The 16901-nt window shown below is 38.5% G+C and carries 13 protein-coding genes; 4 read left to right on the top strand and 9 right to left on the bottom strand.

The window, feature by feature from the left end; translation table 11 throughout:
* Positions 1–78: 78 nt before the first annotated feature.
* The 5 genes from E4O01_RS07200 to E4O01_RS07220 are packed head-to-tail and all read right to left on the bottom strand — an operon-like array spanning position 79 to position 4696.
* Positions 79–1236: a UxaA family hydrolase gene (locus tag E4O01_RS07200; protein ID WP_253695099.1), complete on the bottom strand. Its 1158-nt coding sequence runs from the start codon at positions 1234–1236 to the stop codon at positions 79–81.
* On the bottom strand, positions 1233–1538 hold the full coding sequence (locus E4O01_RS07205; RefSeq protein ID WP_253695100.1) for a UxaA family hydrolase: 306 nt from the start codon (positions 1536–1538) through the stop codon (positions 1233–1235). The genes E4O01_RS07200 and E4O01_RS07205 overlap by 4 nt, the downstream gene beginning before the upstream one ends.
* A gap of 20 nt (positions 1539–1558) precedes the next feature.
* Positions 1559–2527, bottom strand: coding sequence for a 4-hydroxythreonine-4-phosphate dehydrogenase PdxA (gene pdxA, locus E4O01_RS07210; RefSeq protein WP_253695101.1), 969 nt, complete (start codon positions 2525–2527; stop codon positions 1559–1561).
* Entirely contained in the window at positions 2524–3759 is a 1236-nt protein-coding gene (locus E4O01_RS07215) for a four-carbon acid sugar kinase family protein (protein ID WP_253695102.1), read from the bottom strand. Before E4O01_RS07215 ends, pdxA begins: the two co-directional genes overlap by 4 nt.
* Positions 3743–4696, bottom strand: coding sequence for a 2-keto-3-deoxygluconate permease (locus E4O01_RS07220; RefSeq protein ID WP_253695103.1), 954 nt, complete (start codon positions 4694–4696; stop codon positions 3743–3745). The genes E4O01_RS07215 and E4O01_RS07220 overlap by 17 nt, the downstream gene beginning before the upstream one ends.
* 205 nt (positions 4697–4901) lie before the next feature.
* Here E4O01_RS07220 and E4O01_RS07225 point away from each other — a divergent pair, with 205 nt between their 5' ends.
* Complete coding sequence (locus E4O01_RS07225; protein WP_253695104.1) at positions 4902–5312, top strand: hypothetical protein; 411 nt, start codon at positions 4902–4904, stop codon at positions 5310–5312.
* A gap of 25 nt (positions 5313–5337) precedes the next feature.
* On the top strand, positions 5338–8088 hold the full coding sequence (locus E4O01_RS07230; protein WP_253695105.1) for a hypothetical protein: 2751 nt from the start codon (positions 5338–5340) through the stop codon (positions 8086–8088).
* A 31-nt stretch (positions 8089–8119) separates the two neighbouring features.
* Here the strand turns inward: E4O01_RS07230 and E4O01_RS07235 are convergent, their stop codons facing one another.
* From E4O01_RS07235 to E4O01_RS07250, 4 genes are all read right to left on the bottom strand, one after another.
* A complete protein-coding gene (locus tag E4O01_RS07235) occupies positions 8120–8866 on the bottom strand; it encodes a lysophospholipid acyltransferase family protein (protein ID WP_253695106.1) in 747 nt (248 codons plus the stop codon).
* A gap of 25 nt (positions 8867–8891) precedes the next feature.
* On the bottom strand, positions 8892–11012 hold the full coding sequence (locus tag E4O01_RS07240; protein ID WP_253695107.1) for an ATP-dependent DNA helicase: 2121 nt from the start codon (positions 11010–11012) through the stop codon (positions 8892–8894).
* Between the two features lie 65 nt (positions 11013–11077).
* Positions 11078–13102, bottom strand: a complete 2025-nt coding sequence (tkt, locus tag E4O01_RS07245) for a transketolase (RefSeq protein ID WP_253695108.1) — start codon at positions 13100–13102, stop codon at positions 11078–11080.
* 18 nt (positions 13103–13120) lie between these two features.
* Positions 13121–14590: a hypothetical protein gene (locus E4O01_RS07250; protein ID WP_371819624.1), complete on the bottom strand. Its 1470-nt coding sequence runs from the start codon at positions 14588–14590 to the stop codon at positions 13121–13123.
* Positions 14591–14719: 129 nt separating this feature from the next.
* Here E4O01_RS07250 and E4O01_RS07255 point away from each other — a divergent pair, with 129 nt between their 5' ends.
* A complete protein-coding gene (locus E4O01_RS07255) occupies positions 14720–15151 on the top strand; it encodes a bacteriohemerythrin (protein ID WP_253695110.1) in 432 nt (143 codons plus the stop codon).
* 61 nt (positions 15152–15212) lie between these two features.
* Entirely contained in the window at positions 15213–16898 is a 1686-nt protein-coding gene (gene recN / locus E4O01_RS07260; protein WP_253695111.1) for a DNA repair protein RecN, read from the top strand.
* Positions 16899–16901 lie beyond the last annotated feature (3 nt).

A 16901-nucleotide genomic window follows, 5' to 3' on the forward strand; every position in this document is an offset into this window, starting at 1 on the left:
ATATTTTCTTTAATTAGAGAATATCAAACAGGGAATCATGGACAAAAAACACTTCAATTATCTTACAAGTCTTTTAGTTCAAAAAGTTGATGCTAATCTGAGTACTCCAAATTCTTTATGTTTCAAAGCCTCTGCTTTTGTTATTTTTCCGTTGCATACTTGTAAGATTTCTTCAAACAACCTCTTACCGGCATCATTTATAGATTCGTTACCGAGAATAATATCGGAAACATCAAAATCTATATTATCCTGCATAGCTTCAAAAGTATGCTTATTACCGGTAAGTTTAATGACTGGAGCAATAGGATTTCCGGTTGGACTACCTCGGCCGGTGGTAAAAATAATAACTTGAGCTCCCCCTGCTACCATACCCGTAATCGATTCAATATCTTGACCCGGCGTATCCATTATAAATAATCCATGCGAGGAGGGAATGTCAGCATAATCCAATACTCCTTGAAATTCTTTTGTTCCTGATTTATGAATACAACCTAAAGATTTTTCTTCAATTGTAGTAATTCCTCCTACAATATTTCCGGGTGTAGGCTGACTACCACGAATATCAACTCCAAGACTCATTGCTTTTTTTTCACAATTCCGTACCAATTCCAAAATTTTTCTAGATACTTCTTCTGTTTTTCCTCTCTTAGCAACAACATGTTCTGCTCCAATAAATTCCGTTGTTTCCGATAATATACTTGTTCCGCCTAGTTCAACCATTTTATCGGAACAAATACCGCAAGTAGGATTAGACGCCAAACCTGATGTAGTATCGGAGCCTCCGCATTCCATACCCAGAATTATTTCGGAAATATCACAAATCTCTTTTTGTATAGATGAAATTTCCTGAACAAATTTTCTGGCAATTGATACGCCCTTTGCATAAGCATTCAAAGTTCCCCTTTCTCCTTGAATGGTCAACATTTCAACAGGTTTTCCGGAATCCTTGATACTCTCATATATATCTAAAGGTTCAAGCCCTTCACAACCTAAACCTACAACCAAAACGGCCCCGACATTGGGATGTAAACATGTATTAATAATTGTTTTTCTTGTCAAAGAAAAATCAACACCAAGCTGGCAACACCCATAAGTATTGTTGATAAAGGTGGAGCCTTCAACAGCTCTTGAAATATCTTCAGCAACTTTATTAGCACAGACACTTGTTGCCAAAACCAACACATGATTTCTAATACCCACTTTACCGTCTTTTCTTCTATATCCCATGAATTTCATTTTAAATCTCCTCTTCCTCTTTTACTTTCTAAATTTTGAATATGAACATGCTCCCCTGTTAAAATATCTTTAGTGGCTCTGCCTATACTTTCTCCATATTTAATTACATCATTTTTACATGCAATATCCCTTATAGCAGCCTTATGTCCAAACGGAATATCATTCTTTAAAACAAATTCTTTCAAAGTTTTTCCATCAAATAAATATCTTACGGTTTCACCTTTTTTTAGATCGGTTATAGCCGTAACAACATCATCAGTTTCAGTAATAATAATCGCATTTATGGTTTTACTCTCTTTCATACTTACATACTCCTATTTTATTATATAAATTTTTTTGATATTCTCAAAGCATAAAACAGGTCATCTTCTTTTGCAATTCCTTTTCCTGCAATATCAAATGCAGTTCCATGGTCTACGGAAGTTCTAACAATCGGCAAACCTAAGGTAATATTTACTCCATTACCAAAAGCCAATAGTTTTAACGGAATGTGTCCTTGATCATGGTACATTGCAACAACAATATCATAATAACCTTTATATGCTTTTAAAAATACAACATCAGGAGAGATGGGGCCTTCTACATTCCAGCCTTTCTTTTTCGCTTCGTTTATTGCAGGTATAATTTGATCGATCTCTTCTCTCCCAAAAAGCCCCGACTCACCACTGTGAGGATTGAGACCTGCAACGGCAATTCTTGGAGTTTGGACACCCATCTTCCGTAAACCTTTTTGTGCCAACTCGATTGTATCAAAAACTCTTTCTTTTGCAGCTCTCTCACAAGCATTTTTTAATGAGCAATGTGTTGATACATGAATTACGGACAACTTTTCACTCCAAAGCATCATTGCATATTTTTTAGTATTTGTTAGTTTTGCAAATATTTCAGTATGACCTTCATAAGCATACCCTCCTTTGTTTAACGCTTCTTTATTCAGCGGAGCAGTTACCACAGCTTTTATTTTACCTTCCAATGCATCGTGAATAGCTTTTTCTACATACAAATAAGAAGCTTTTCCGCATATTCCCGAAACATTTCCTATGGACATACTGCTCATATCCAAATCAACAACATCTATGATATTGATTTTTCCTTTTTGAAATTCATGCGGTGTTGTTATCAAAGATAAATCAGAGGTAATATTTAACATGTTTTTATAATAATCAAGTATTGATACACTCCCATAAAGAATAACTGAATTTTTATATTCTTCATACTTATCTAATACCTTCAAAGAAATCTCAGGTCCTATTCCTGCCGGATCACCTATTGTAATTCCTAAATAATTCAAATAATCACCTCTCTCATTTTAAAAATACACCTATCAATAATATCTTCCTCACCAAAAGAACCTGCTTTTGTCATTATTACAAGCCCTTTGTATAATCCATTCAATAATCTTGAAACAATAACACCCGGTGAAACTTCATATAAAATTTCAACACCTTGTGCATTTAAATTATTCATAATGGATATTGCAGTATCGCCCCCGGTTAAAAAAAGCCCGCCAACTTCGACATTAGCAAGTATTTTTTTTGTAATCTCACCCAATATGTTTTTAACAATACTTGCTATCTCTTGCTTATTAATACCTCTTTCTATTCCATAATTAATATCCTCGTTAAAAGATTGTTCAGAAAAACAAGATGTAATAATTAAATCCCGGTTTTTCCGTAATATGGAAACAGCTTTTTCACATATTGAATCATACATATTTGATTCCAAAATTTTTGGAATATCAATTTCCAATATATACCGTCCCTGTTTCTTTGCATAATTTAGCTGCTCGATGCTTTTTTGGCTGGTACTGCCGACAATTGCCAATGAAGGCTTTTGCGGATGTAAAACATTAAAAATCCCTTCAGCTAAACCTGCTGAACCGATCCATAATATTTTTTTTATATTTGATAATCCGATTTTTGCTATTAGCTCCATATCTTTAACAGTTTGTGCATCAAATGTATAATACGAGCAATCATTATTTATAACAGGATCTTTTGAATACAATTCAGATAAATTTATATGATACACACCACTTCTCGAAATTGTTTTCAATATATCAACTATGTTATCTGATTTTATGGGATTTATAGGATCTCGAACAAACTCAGTTTCCATAAGCCGTGTCCCATATATTTTTTGAATTCCATTTTGAGTAGTTCTACCCAATCTTGGGAGAGCCGGCGCAAATAAAACTACCTCAGGATTATATACTTCCGATATAGCTAAAACTTCATCTATAATATTACCGCGTAATGCCGAATCTACTTTCTTATAAACTATATCGAATTCATATTTAGTAACTAATTCTGAAATATCGGATTTGAGTTTTTCATAAGCATCTTTTTTAGGTATAGCTCTAGTTTCAGTATCAAACACCAGACACTTATCGTTGTCATCAATGGAAGATGAAGAAAAAACAACTTTGGTTGCAAAGCCTTTTTTTCTCAACTGAACACCCGTATCATTTGCACCAGTAAAATCATCAGCAATGATTAAATATTTGCTATTCTTGTTTTTCATAATTATTTTTTTCTCGTTTTGCCAGGATAGAAACTAACAATGGACATAAAATAGCCGTTACAATAATAGCAGCAGCAATCTGTGCCGTGGAAACTTCAACATACGGCAATAAATTAGAATCGGCTAAGGCTAAAACAGCAGGAGTTCCAACGGCGTTTCCAGCAGTAGTTCCTATTGAAGCTGAAACAGCTGTTCGTTTTCCTTTGTTGTAAACTGCAGAAATAAAATAACCTCCTAAACCAGTCAACAATGTACAAACGAGGCCAAGAAAAATTCCGGGAAGCCCGGCGTCTAAAATAGATCTAAGGTCCAAACCGGCTCCTAAAGGAAATGCAAAAAACGGTATCAATACAACTGTTCCTTTAGCCAAAAATTTTCGCATATCTTCATCTAAATTTCCTAAAATAAACCCCAAAACAATAGGAACCAGAACAGATACAAAGGCAATAAACGGAATATTGGCTATTCCGGTTATCCCAAAAGCCAACATAGTAAAAAAAGGACCATCGTTCAGAGACAAAACACTTACAGCACCTACATCGGACGAATCTCCATATTCACCGGCGAGAGCAGCATACAGACCTCCATTTGAATTTGTAAGAGCTGCAACGATAGCAAGCGGAGTAATCCCCAAAATTCCGGCCATACCAAAAACTTTATTAATAGCCCAACCTAGAAGGGCTCCCAAGAAAAATTTAACAGATGTCAACACAACCCCTTTTATCAGGGGTCTTCCTACTTGCTTTACATTGATTTGAGCACCATTACACAGAACAAAGAGAGCTATTAATGCTATAGCTCCTTTTTTAAACAATGCAGTCGTGAACCCTCCTATTTCAAGGGCTCCGGGAACAAAAGTATTCATAACAGCCCCTATAAGTAAAGGAACAACCATTAAACCGCCGGGAATTTTTTGAATTGACGATAAAATTTTCATATTAACCTCCAAAATTTCACAAAAAAAGACACTTGTGTTTTTATGTTCTTTTATGTGTTTTTATGTTCTTTAATTTATGCTAACATAGCTTTTTAAATCTGTCAAGTAAAATTTTAAAAATAATTTAACTTACCGTCAAATAAGTGAAAATTATTGCTCTAAAGCCTGTTTTAAAAATTCCGATAATTTATTTAGGAGGAAATATATGGTTTCAAACAGTTCGCCGCTTCAAGCTCTTTCTCAAATTGCGATGCCTAAGATCTCGGCAGGCGGAAGAGCCTTTGTGCCTGTAAAGCCAAGCCAAGTCCTCTACTCTCATTTTAAATACGTTTCAGGCTTTGCCCAATCCCAAGGCCAATCGGGCATGAGTATCGATAAGCTCAGAATCTTAAACTCAATAATCGATCAGCTTGTATCCATGAAAACCAACGAGATTCAAAAAGCAAGGCTTACGGAATCGGCAGCCGCTCAGCTGGAATCGGAAATAACCGAAAACCAAATAGACGGTCTTTTGGATTACTACCACAATCAAATAAAAAACACCATGATACAAACGGAAAACATCGGCTACGGCGGTAACCCCCTTCCTGCTGCCGTAGTAGACTTGACAGCCTAAGTTTTTTTACGCATAATTGCATAGTATGCAGAACAAACCAAAGAACATCTTTTTTATTCTCTTATTTTTAAGCGGTGCACTCATACACCTAAATGCTCAAGATCTTTTTGTTCAAAAAACAAAGTATTTCGATATAATTTACTCCTCAGCCTCCGAAAAGACGGCAGCCTTAATTTCGGAACATGCAGACAATTATGCCGAAGAGATTTCTCAAAAACTAAACCGCAAAATTCCGAAAAGAATGCCCATTTACATTGAGGGCGGAAAGGAGGCCTTAAACGGCTATTATACCTTTTTCCCTTATCGCCGAATAGTTCTTTTTGATACAATACCGGAAGAAGGGCAATTAAGCAATTTAAACGATGTTATTTTAAAGGTCTTTTACCATGAGTTAACCCATGCAATTTCTCTCACGTATTTTTTTCCCCTTCTTCCCATGTCATTTACCGAGGGAGTTGCCGTTTCTTATGAAAGCCTTGACGGAGAACAAGGCAGACTCAACGATCCCTTAATCATGCACAGCTTAATGCAGGCGAGGCTTGAAAATGCAAGTCCTTCATGGAAAGAGGCTGCGGGAGCGCGGGATGTTTACCCCGGAGGACTTTGGCCTTATATCTACGGCGGAGCCTTTGCCGAATACCTTCAAAAAATTTACGGTATGGAAACTTATGCAAAGTACTGGGCCAATCCTCTTTCATTTTTTCCGAAAGGAAAAACAAAAAAGATTTTTAATAAGGAGCTCGATAAACTTTGGAACAGTTTTTTGGAATCTATTTACTTTCCCGAAAAAGCCGTTACACCGCAAAATCCTATTAAGCAAAAAGGCGGATTCTCTTTTACTGCAAACTCAAAGGAAGGCTTTGCCTATTTTGATTTTACGACAAAGAATGTAATATTTTTTCCCGATTCGGGAAAAGAAGAAAAACTATTCACGGCAGAACCGAGCCTTTCTTTTTTAAGTTTTTCGCAAGACGGAAAATTTCTTTTGGTAAGCGATTTAGTGAACAGCCCTCTCGGCGAACACAATAGAGCAATCATCTTTGATATGCAGAAAAAAAAGTTTTTAAATAAAGAATACAGCTCTTTAAGATATGCATCCTTTTGCGGAGAAACTCTTTGCGGAGTAGAAATAAAAAGTCAGTTTTCGGAGCTTGTTTTAATCGACCAAGAATCTTTTGAAAAAAAAGGAACTCTGTTAAAGGCAGGCCCCGGTCAAGCCTATTCGGCTATTTACAATCCCGTATTTGCAGGCAAAAACAAAATCGCCTTCATTGCCGCGAACGGCATAAAACGGGATATACTGATAATTGACATAACTTCAAAAGAAATAAAAAAAATAGAATTTGAGCAGCCTCTTTCCGCAATAAGGTACTTACAAAGCAATAATTCGGAAGAAGAACCTGTTTTAAGTTTTTCGTGGGCTGACAAAAACACGCTTTACCGATCGGCTTTTTTAAATTTAAAAACAAACGAATTAAAAGTTTTAGAAAAAGATATTTCGGGCGGCACATTTTTTCCGATTGTAAAACAAAAAAAAGAAACTAAAGAATATGAAGTTATCTACACCGGAGTTTTTACAAAATACAATTCGATTTATAAAATAGATTCTTCTTTTTTTACGGAAAGAAAGGCATCTTTAAAATCGATTGATATTTCAAATCAAGAAATAAAAACAAAAATTCCGAATACAGATATCTTAACAAAGGATAAGTATAATTATTTTTCATGGATGCATAAACCCTTTCCCCTGCCCTTCATCGATTTTTCGGGACTTTTGGGAGAAAGGAAAGATGTACCGATAGGTATAAAATTATATTGGAATGATCCTACAAATCTTTTATATTTTGAAACCCTTTCTCTTTTTTATTTTAAGCCGTTTTTTTATGAAACATCTATTTTATTAAAGGCAGAAACAAGGCCTGCAAATATTAAGATAAAATTTTACGATGAAAATAAATTTTTTAAATTCAGAAAAATCGGAAGCACTATAGAAAGCGATTTCTTTTTGCCCTTAAATTCCTTTTATCACAATGTATCGGGAAGAGCAGGTTTATCGATTGAAGGTTTTAGTTTTTTTGGTTCTTCCTATAAAAAAGCTAAAACACTCTACGGGCAAAAATTGGGAAATCCGGTTTTATCCGAAGAAATATCGGCCGTTTATACTTATCAAAAATCATCTCAAAAATTAAATACAAATTTTTTTACAAAAGATTTCACAATGTTCAGGGCAGCCGCCGGATTAAAACACGGCTTCCATTTTCCTTCAAAAACAAATGCTGTTGCACTACAGACTTTCGCTGCTTTTAGACCGCCTGTTGTTCCGATTAAATTTAATTTAAGTTCATACTTGGGATACAATGCCTTTGCTCTTCCTCATACAGGCGACTACGGATTTTTTAACAGCCGTGCACTTATGGGTATGGCATCTTATCTTCCCGATATGAGTGAGTATGAAAACGTAAAAAAAATTATCCGCCCGGGAAAGATAAATTACGGATTCGGCTTTGAAACCGAAATAAATATTTTAAGTTATGATATTCAAACAGGAAGTTCATGGCTTCCCATATTCTTTAACAGAGTCAATATGACCGCAGGATACAGAGTAATCTTCAATTTTTTAAACGGAGGAAAAAACAAAGCCGATATTTATCAATCGATATACGGCAAATTTTACCTTACCATGAACTCGGTTGCAAATATCGGCATAGAATATGCTCATCCTCTCGAAAAAGTAAAAATCGGAAAATTTAAGGCTATTGTCGAGATAAAATTTTAAGTTCTCTTACTTAACTTGATCGGCACAAGCCTTATGCGCGCCATTTTTCAAGCTGAGCCTGTATTAGAGCTTTACCTTCTTCAAGAATCTTGATTTGTTCTTCCTTTGTCTGAGGGGCGTCATAAATTTTTAAAAGCTTAATCCTGTATGAGCCGCCTTTTAAGTTTTTTATGAACTTTGTTAAAGACGAAATTTTCCACCCCCCGTCAACGGCACAGACAGCTACAGGCATCGGAGCCGTATTTAAAAGACGGCGAAAACCTGCTGCATGAAAAATTTTTAATTCACCGTCTTTTGAACGGGAACCTTCGGGGAAAATAACCGGAATTAGATTATTTTTCACAACATGATCTGCAAATTTATCTACAGCCTTCATTGCCTGAGTCGGACTTCCCGTCCTTTTTACCAAACAATGTTTTCCGCTTTTGAGCATGGGAGACACCAAAGGAACATTGTGCCCCAACTCTTCCTTTGCAACAAATCGGAGACGTGTTCCGTTATAATAGTTCATGTGTACCACTATATCTAAAAGACTTTGATGATTGGATATAACCAAATATTGTTCAGGAAGCTGATCCGTAAGACTGTAATCTCCTTCAAATTTAAAACCGATATATTGTTTAAAAACGGCAAACAATAACCGCGGAGCAGTTCTTACAATTACTTCGCTATTAACCCAATCGCATCCCTTTCTGTAAACGGAATGAAATACACCGATGAGCATAGCCCTCCAAGATAACAGCACAAGACAACACAAAACCGTAATAACAGCGCCCATTTCCTTCTCCCATAAAAACTTTTGATTAATTATACAAAAAATCTTCTATTTTGTTCAATACGGTCTTTGTTTCCGAAAAACATTGAATCGTCGGCGGAATACTTTGAATAAATATCGGGCCGTAACGTTTAACTAAAATTCTTTTATCCAAGACGGTAACTATGCCTCTGTCGGTATTCGATCTCATAAGACGGCCGAAGCCCTGTCTGAATTGTACAACGGCTTCGGGAACGCTCAACTGCATAAAAGAATTTCCGCCCGATTTTTCGATTAAGTCTGCACGGGCCTTAAATATGGGCTCCGTCGGAACCGCAAAGGGGAGTTTTACCAAGATTACATGGGATAGGGACTCTCCCGGAACATCGACTCCTGCCCAAAAGGAAGAAGTTGCAAAGAGGCAGCTTGAAACGTCGTCTTTAAATTCGTATAAGAGCTGCATTCTGTCAGCCTCGCCCTGTTTTAAAATTTTTATCTCTTCAGCAATATGCTCCCTTACATACTCGCAAGTTTTTTGAAGAGAATCGTAAGAGGTAAACAAAATAAGGGTCTTGCCTTGGGTTATTTCCAACAAAGCGAGGACGGTCTCGTTTACCGCATCTTGAAAATTATTTTCATCCGGCATCGGGATGTCCGTCGGAATATTAAAGACAACATTTTTTTCGTACGGAAATGGAGAAGGGAAAAAGTCTTTGATGATTCTTTTTTCGGTAAAATTATAAAGGCCGTTTCTGTTAAGCCAAAAGTTAAAATCTTCTCCTATTTTTAAGGTGGCGGAAACACAGATTACGGTTGCCATGGGCATAAAAACGGAACGGCGCATTATCGGGGCAAGATTTAGCGGAGTTTGAATAAAGCGGACAGCCTCCCCTTGCGAAGTTTTTATTTTTTCAAACCAAAAAACATCATTCGGGAATTCGCTCCTCGCTAAAAAGTTTTCCATTACGGAAGCCATTTTTTTTAAGCGGCGCAGGATTACAAGGCCGTCCCTTATAAAGCCTTCTTCGTCTTCCTCCCCATCGGCTGCGTTTATAAGGTTTTCAAGTTTTATGTTAAGGCTGTTTATGTTTTTAAAAAAATTATCTACACAAGATAAGAGTTTTTCCGTTTCATCGCCTGAAGTTTGAGCGAGGCTCTTTGACTGATAGGTTTGAAGAATCTGCAAGGCTTGTTCTTCGAGAACATTAAAGGAAGCAGAGCAAACTTCAAGGAGGTTTATGATTTCGGTAAAGAGTTCCGCCTTTTTGGATATTGAAACTATGCCGCTTAAAATACCCGACTGCTTGCCGCGCCTAAAGCGGTAAAGTAAATTGATTTGCTTGTGCAAGGCAAAGCGGGAAATCTCGCTTGAAAAAAAACTTTGAGCGGCATCTTCGATTCCATGGGCTTCGTCTATTATTATGTTGTCGTAAGAAGGAAGAACAGCAGTTCCCTGATAGCCGAAGCCTTCAGCCCTCACTGAAAGGTCGGCGAATAAAATATGGTGATTTGCAACCAGAATAGATGAGTTTTCGGCTTCGCGTTTTAACTTCATCACAAAGCAGCCCGAAAAATAAGGGCACTTATTCATCGGGCAATTATCGGGTTCGGAACAAACCGTAGACCAAACCTTTTCCGACGGCATAAAATCAAGATCCGAGCGGCTTCCGTCCTTTGTTTCCGTTGCCCATTCTTTTATCTTTTCAAGTTCTTCCTGTCCTTCAGTAAAAAAATCGTTTTCCCTCAATGCCTGACTCATCCGCCTCAGGCACAAAAAATTATGCCTCCCCTTTACAAGGGTTGCCTTCATATCCTGAAAGCCCTTTCCCAAAATTTTTTTTGCAGTAAGGACATCTTTTTCGATGAGCTGCTGCTGCAAATTGATAGTTCCTGTAGAAATTACAACGCGTTTTTTATTTTGTTTTGCCCACATCATTGCAGGCAAAAGATAGGCAAGACTCTTCCCAACTCCCGTTCCTGCTTCAAAAACGCCTATAGCCTCTTCATTAAAGCAGCGGCAAATAGATTGGGTCAAAGCAAGCTGCGGCCGGCGAGCCTCATACTTCTCAAAAAAAGAAGCAAGAGGCCCGTCCTCATCCAAAAGAGAAGAAACCTTTTTAGGGTCGAGGGGCTTTATCTCATCAAAATAATCATCGTCAAAGTATTCCATTCTTTAAAAGACCTATCAGTCACGGCTGTATTAAGAATCAAAGCGTTATTGTATCGGCCTTTTACTTACTTCTCTATCAACTTTGCCAAGTTTTCAGCCGTGAAGCCTAGGTGTTCTGCAACCTTTCCGCCGGGGGCTGAGGTGCCGAAGCGGTCAATCGAAAAATTGTCGCACTTGCAGCCTGTCCAGCCTTCCCAGCCTTGGGCAACCCCTGCTTCGGCGGTAACAACGCGGATATGCTTTTTACATCCGCCCAAAACGGAATGTTTAAAGTCCTTAGGCGAGTTTTCAAATCTTTCTTTCGACATAACCGAGACAACTCTCACCTTTTTATCTTTCACAAGGCTTGCAGCCTTTACAGCCATACTTACCTCGGAACCCGTAGCCAAAACCGTTACGTCGGGAGTCCTGTCAGGTTTTCCGAGGGTACAGCCGCAAGCCGAAGCTTCAACATCCTTTAAAATGTAGGCACCGTTTTTAATCGACTCCCTCCAAAAAAGATCGGACTTTTCCAAGACAGGTAAATTTTGGCGGCTTAAGATGAGACATACGGGGCCGTCCTTGTGTAAGAGAGCCTCTTTCCATGCTTCTCCGGCTTCTTCCGCATCGGCGGGGCGTAAAACAAGCACATTCGGGATAGTCCTCAAGGAGGCTAAAAGCTCTATCGGCTGATGGGTAGGGCCGTCTTCGCCTACAAAGATTGAGTCATGGGTAAAAACATAGATTGAAGGAAGCTTCATCAAAGCTGCAAGACGGAGAGCAGGTCTTAAATAATCTGCAAAGACCAAGAAGGTTGCACAAAAGGCTCTAAACCCGCCGTGAAGCTGGATTCCGTTTGTAATTGTACCCATTGCGAATTCCCTGATACCGAAATAAAGGTAGCGTCCCGAAGGATTTTCGGGCGAAAAGGCAGAAATGCCTTCCAAGCCTACCGCATTGGGGCCTTCCAAGTCGGCAGAACCGCCTACAAGGTTGGGAAGAGCCTTTGCAAACTCGTTTAAGGCCTTTTTTGAAGCGGCACGGGTTGCAATCGTCTCATCCTTTTTAAATTCGGGGAGCTTAACGGAGTTTACAAGGGCTTCGTCGGCTCCGCCTTGGGCAAAGGAAAGATTCCATTCTTTTCGTTTTTCAGGATTGGCCTTTGACCAAGCCTCAAAGGTCTTGTTCCATTCGGCCTCGGTTTGAGCTAATTCCTCGTTTCTCTTTTTAAAGAAGGCATAGGCTTCTTCTGCAACATAAAAATCTCCCTTGCCTTCGAGGCCGAGATTTTTCTTGGCTTCGGCAAGACCGTTCTTTCCGAGAGGAGCGCCGTGGGCCTTGTTTTTGCCTGCAACAGTCGGAGCACCCTGCCCTATAACCGACTTTAAGATGATGAGGGCCGGCCTTTCATCCTTCTTGGCCTCAAGAGTAAGCCGCTCAATATCTTCAAAGGAGTACATTGAGCCCCGCAATACCTGCCAACCGTAGGCCTTGTATCTTTCTTCAATGTTTTCGGTAAAAGTTATATCGGTCGAGCCGTCAATAGTAATTTTATTTTCGTCGTAGTAAACGATGAGCTTTCCTAATTTTAGATGACCTGCCAAGCTGGAGCTTTCTGAAGACACGCCTTCCATCAAACAGCCTTCACCGACAAGGGCGTAGGTATAGTGATCCACTATCTTGTGTTCGTTTGTGTTAAAGCGGGCTGCAAGCATTTTTTCGGCGATGGCCATACCTACTGCCGTAGAAATACCTTGCCCCAAGGGGCCCGTAGTAGTTTCAACTCCCGGAGTGTCGCCGTATTCCGGATGCCCGGGACATTTGGAACCGAGTTGTCTAAAACTCTTTATATCGTCAATAGAAACATCATAGCCTGAAATATGCAAGGCTGAATACAAGAGCATCGAGCCGTGGCCCGCAGAAAGAACAAAGCGGTCCCTATCCTTCCAATCCGGATTTTTAGGATTGTGTTTTAATATCTTGGCATAAAGAGCGGCTCCCAACTCGGCAGCTCCCAGAGGAAGCCCGGGATGGCCGGAATTTGCCTTTTCGATTGCGTCCATCGAAAGACTTCTGATTGAAAGAGCTATAGCATCAAGTGCATTGTTCATAAAACCTCCAAATTATTTTTAAGTGAGAGCCGATATTTTATTTCTTATTTCGACCTTCACGTCAGCATATACATAAGACAAATTTTCAAGAGACATGGACATAACTTCAATAAAATCGGAATCTTCAAATTCAATAGAAGAAACAAATTCGCACCATTGAAAAATTTTATCAAAAATCTGATAAATCATTAAAGGCGACTGACCGTCAAAATCCGATGTTCTTAATTTACGTTCATCAATCTCGTTAAAAAATACAATAAGGTCTTTATAAAAATTAACCAAGGCAGAACGCAAATCTTTTGCGGTATCTTCTTTAAAAGGATTATATAAATTGACCATGTAGTCATAGTGTTTTTCAAGATAACTTCTGCACTCTGAAGATTTCTTTTTGCGGCCGGCTGTAAATTCGGGAATAAATAAAGCTACAGTTTTATCGATAAAATTTTCCCGTATCTCTTCATCGAAACGGGCCATATAATGAGACGATAAAAAGTCCAGTACAAAACAGTCTATAAGAGCCTGAGTGACAGGTCTGTTGATGGAGTCAAAAAAAGCATCTTCTTTTCCTCCGGAATACAGGCATTCGAACCAGTTTTGCGGATTCATGATCGGCTCATCCAAAAGCCAGAATTTCTCGTCTATACCGTAAGGCACAATGCCGAATACATCCTTCCTTTCAAAAAACAACTCCATAGGAGCAGCGTTCTCATCAAAAAGAGCATTTTCTCCCAAAAAGTAAGCAAAGGAGAGAATTTCTTGCGTGACGGAATTCATTGGAAGAACCTGCAATGCAGAGCGGACGGCCGTTTCAAACAGGTTAAACCAAAAAGAAATATCCTCTTCCGAAATTTTATGTTTTTCTTTTAAAATTTCAAATTCCGCATTGGACCAGTCTTTAATATTCACAAGACAACGAATGGGATAATCAAAACTGCATTCATCAAAAACAGCCGAAAAATCCCATGCACTTACGGCAAAGCGGGATTCGGGAGTAAAACCTTCATGCAAGCGCGAAAAGGTTTCCAAATTTTCTTCATAATCTTCACATAAAACATTCGAAATATCGCTTTCCGTATACAAAAAATAAAAGGAAGAAATTCTTTCAAAACTTAAATAAACCTTTTTCTTGGGAATTTCTTTTCCTTCGTAAAATAGTTTTACCTCATGAGCATATTTATCGGCAGGCAAAAACGGCAAAAATCGGGAACCCGGAATAAAAATTCCTTTTTCATTTTCAGTATCCGAAATTTGAACGGCAAATTCCTTTCCCGAAAAAAAACCGTGCTTACTAACCCATACTCCTTTTTTCATATCAAGGTCGGGCAAAAAATAAGCAAGGGAAGCCGAAATCAAAAAGGTTCCTAAAAGTTCGTCATCTACTTCTTTTAGACCGATAGAATTTTTAAGCTCTTGCAGAGTAAAATACTCCCCAGCATCTTTCAAAAATCGGCTAATTTCCGGCAACAAGGTTTCCAATCGGTCAAACATGGAAGATATTTTAACATATTAATGTTTTTTTTTCAAGATCGGGGAGAAAGCGCAAATCGGCAGCAGCACCCTATTTTTGAGGCAATTCCCTTCCCTTGACTTTTTTCGATAATCAGTTAAAATACTATTATGAGAGATATTAAAAGTTTTGAGTGGGAAGACTCGTTGAGCGTAGGTTATAACACCATCGATTTACATCATAAAAAACTCTTGTCCATCATGGGGCAATTTAAAAATTTGTTTGAATTACCGCAAGAAGAATACAAACTGAAAATCGGCAAGATAATAAAAAATTTATCCGACTATACCTATTATCACTTTGAAGAAGAAGAAAAGGTAATGAAGGAATATGATTACCCCGATTTAAAAGAACATGCGCAAATCCATAATTCTTTTATAAAAAAAATAAGAGAGGCGATTGTGCCTTTAGCATCAGGTAATATCGAAACGGGACTTCAATTTTATGATTTTCTGGGTCAATGGCTTGTTGAACACATAGCCGGTGCCGATCATGCCTGGGCCGAATACATTCATACAAATCACCCCCAAGCCCAATTTTAATCACTTGAAATTTGCTGCATTTTAGTTTATACTTAAAAGCGTTGAAATTTAAGGAAAGTAAATGCTTGAAAATATATCGGTAAAAAACATAGCTTTAATAGACAGTCTCTTTGTAGAATTTGAAAACGGCTTAAACGTTTTAAGCGGGGAAACGGGTGCAGGAAAGTCAATATTGATCGGAGCCTTAACCCTTTTGCTTGGAGGAAAAACAACGGCAGATTTAATCCGTTCAGGTACCGATGAAGCCGCAGTCTCAGGAAGTTTTTTTATCGGAAACGGGCATAGCGAAGCCCTAAAATGGCTTTCGGAACACGGAATTGAACCTGAAGATAACCGAATTCTCATACGCCGAAATCTAAAGCAAAACGGAAGATCAAACGCATGGATCCAAAGCACACCGGTAACAAGAAACGAACTTGAAGACTTCACCTCTCTTTTGGTAGATATACACGGTCAGCATGACCATCAATCTCTTTTTAGAATTGCAGAACACCGCCGTTTTTTGGACAGTTTTGCAGGCATAAACAATGAAGTTAAACTCTTTACCTCTCTTTATGCCGAACTTGCCGAAAAAAGAACGGAATTGGAAGGCCTTAACCTTTCAGAAAAAGAACTGGCTGAAAAACAAGAACTTTTACAGTTTGCTATAGACGAAATAAATAAGGCAAAGCTGAAAGAAGACGAAAAGGAAGAACTGGAAGCGGAAGAAAAAAGATTAAGCCAATTTGAAAAATTATTCGAATCCCTAAATACGGCTTCTCAGCTTTTTTCCGATGATTCGGGCATAATAAGCCTTACAAAAAAGGCAATGCACCATCTTGAGTCTGCCAAAAACTGCGATGACGGACTTGAAGACCTTTCAAAAAGGCTGGAAACAGGCTATTACGAATTGGACGATATAAGCTCTTCAATAGACTCATATCTTTCAAAACTGACCTTTAATCCTGAAAGAGTGGAACAAGTCCAAGAAAGACTTTCTTTAATATATAAATTGACAAAAAAATACGGTGCAAGCATAAAAGAAGTGCTGGACTATGCACAAAATGCCGAAGAACAGCTTGAAAACCTTTCCAAAAGAGATGCCGGAAAAGCCGAACTTGAAAACGCCATAGGCATTTTGGAATCCAAAATATTAAAACTGGGAAGAAGCCTCTCCGAAAAAAGAAAGCAAGCTTCCGTTAAACTTCAAAAAGAAGTTGAAGAAGTTCTTTCAAATTTGGGTATGCAGAAAACTAAATTTCAAGTGAGGGTTGATACGAGGCTTCCGGAAGGAAACAGACTGTCGGTAAACCCATACGGTTTTGACGATATCGAATTTATGATAAGCCCCAATGCAGGCGAACCCTTGCGCCCCCTTGCAAAAATTGCATCGGGCGGAGAGCTTTCCCGTGTTATGCTGGCCTTAAAAACCGTACTGGCGGCAGGTGACGAAGCTGATACCCTGATATTCGACGAAATCGACACAGGTATAGGAGGTGAAGTAGCCGTAAATGTTGCTTCGCACATGAAAAAACTGTCGAAAAAAAAGCAAATTCTTTGCATTACACACCTTGCGGTAATCGCCTCCCATGCCGATAATCACATAAAGATAGAAAAAAATACGATAGGGCAGACTACCAAAACCTCGGCGGCAGCTGTTTCAGGCAAAACAAGACTCGAAGAAATAGCAAGAATGCTGGCGGGAGATGAATTAAGTGAAGCATCTCTCAGACATGCTGAAGAGCTTCTTTTAAAATATGTCCGATAGAGG

It is taken from the genome of Treponema sp. OMZ 790, from assembly GCF_024181285.1.
In the GTDB taxonomy this organism is placed as follows: domain Bacteria; phylum Spirochaetota; class Spirochaetia; order Treponematales; family Treponemataceae; genus Treponema_B.

What these genes read in the sequence shown, in the direction of transcription:
- E4O01_RS07200 (WP_253695099.1), bottom strand. Translation starts at nt 1,236, where the DNA reads ATGAAATTCATGGGATATAGAAGAAAAGACGGTAAAGTGGGTATTAGA.
- E4O01_RS07205 (WP_253695100.1), bottom strand. Translation starts at nt 1,538, where the DNA reads ATGAAAGAGAGTAAAACCATAAATGCGATTATTATTACTGAAACTGAT.
- E4O01_RS07215 (WP_253695102.1), bottom strand. Translation starts at nt 3,759, where the DNA reads ATGAAAAACAAGAATAGCAAATATTTAATCATTGCTGATGATTTTACT.
- E4O01_RS07220 (WP_253695103.1), bottom strand. Translation starts at nt 4,696, where the DNA reads ATGAAAATTTTATCGTCAATTCAAAAAATTCCCGGCGGTTTAATGGTT.
- E4O01_RS07225 (WP_253695104.1), top strand. Translation starts at nt 4,902, where the DNA reads ATGGTTTCAAACAGTTCGCCGCTTCAAGCTCTTTCTCAAATTGCGATG.
- E4O01_RS07230 (WP_253695105.1), top strand. Translation starts at nt 5,338, where the DNA reads ATGCAGAACAAACCAAAGAACATCTTTTTTATTCTCTTATTTTTAAGC.
- E4O01_RS07235 (WP_253695106.1), bottom strand. Translation starts at nt 8,866, where the DNA reads ATGGGCGCTGTTATTACGGTTTTGTGTTGTCTTGTGCTGTTATCTTGG.
- E4O01_RS07240 (WP_253695107.1), bottom strand. Translation starts at nt 11,012, where the DNA reads ATGGAATACTTTGACGATGATTATTTTGATGAGATAAAGCCCCTCGAC.
- tkt (WP_253695108.1), bottom strand. Translation starts at nt 13,102, where the DNA reads ATGAACAATGCACTTGATGCTATAGCTCTTTCAATCAGAAGTCTTTCG.
- E4O01_RS07250 (WP_371819624.1), bottom strand. Translation starts at nt 14,590, where the DNA reads ATGTTTGACCGATTGGAAACCTTGTTGCCGGAAATTAGCCGATTTTTG.
- E4O01_RS07255 (WP_253695110.1), top strand. Translation starts at nt 14,720, where the DNA reads ATGAGAGATATTAAAAGTTTTGAGTGGGAAGACTCGTTGAGCGTAGGT.
- recN (WP_253695111.1), top strand. Translation starts at nt 15,213, where the DNA reads ATGCTTGAAAATATATCGGTAAAAAACATAGCTTTAATAGACAGTCTC.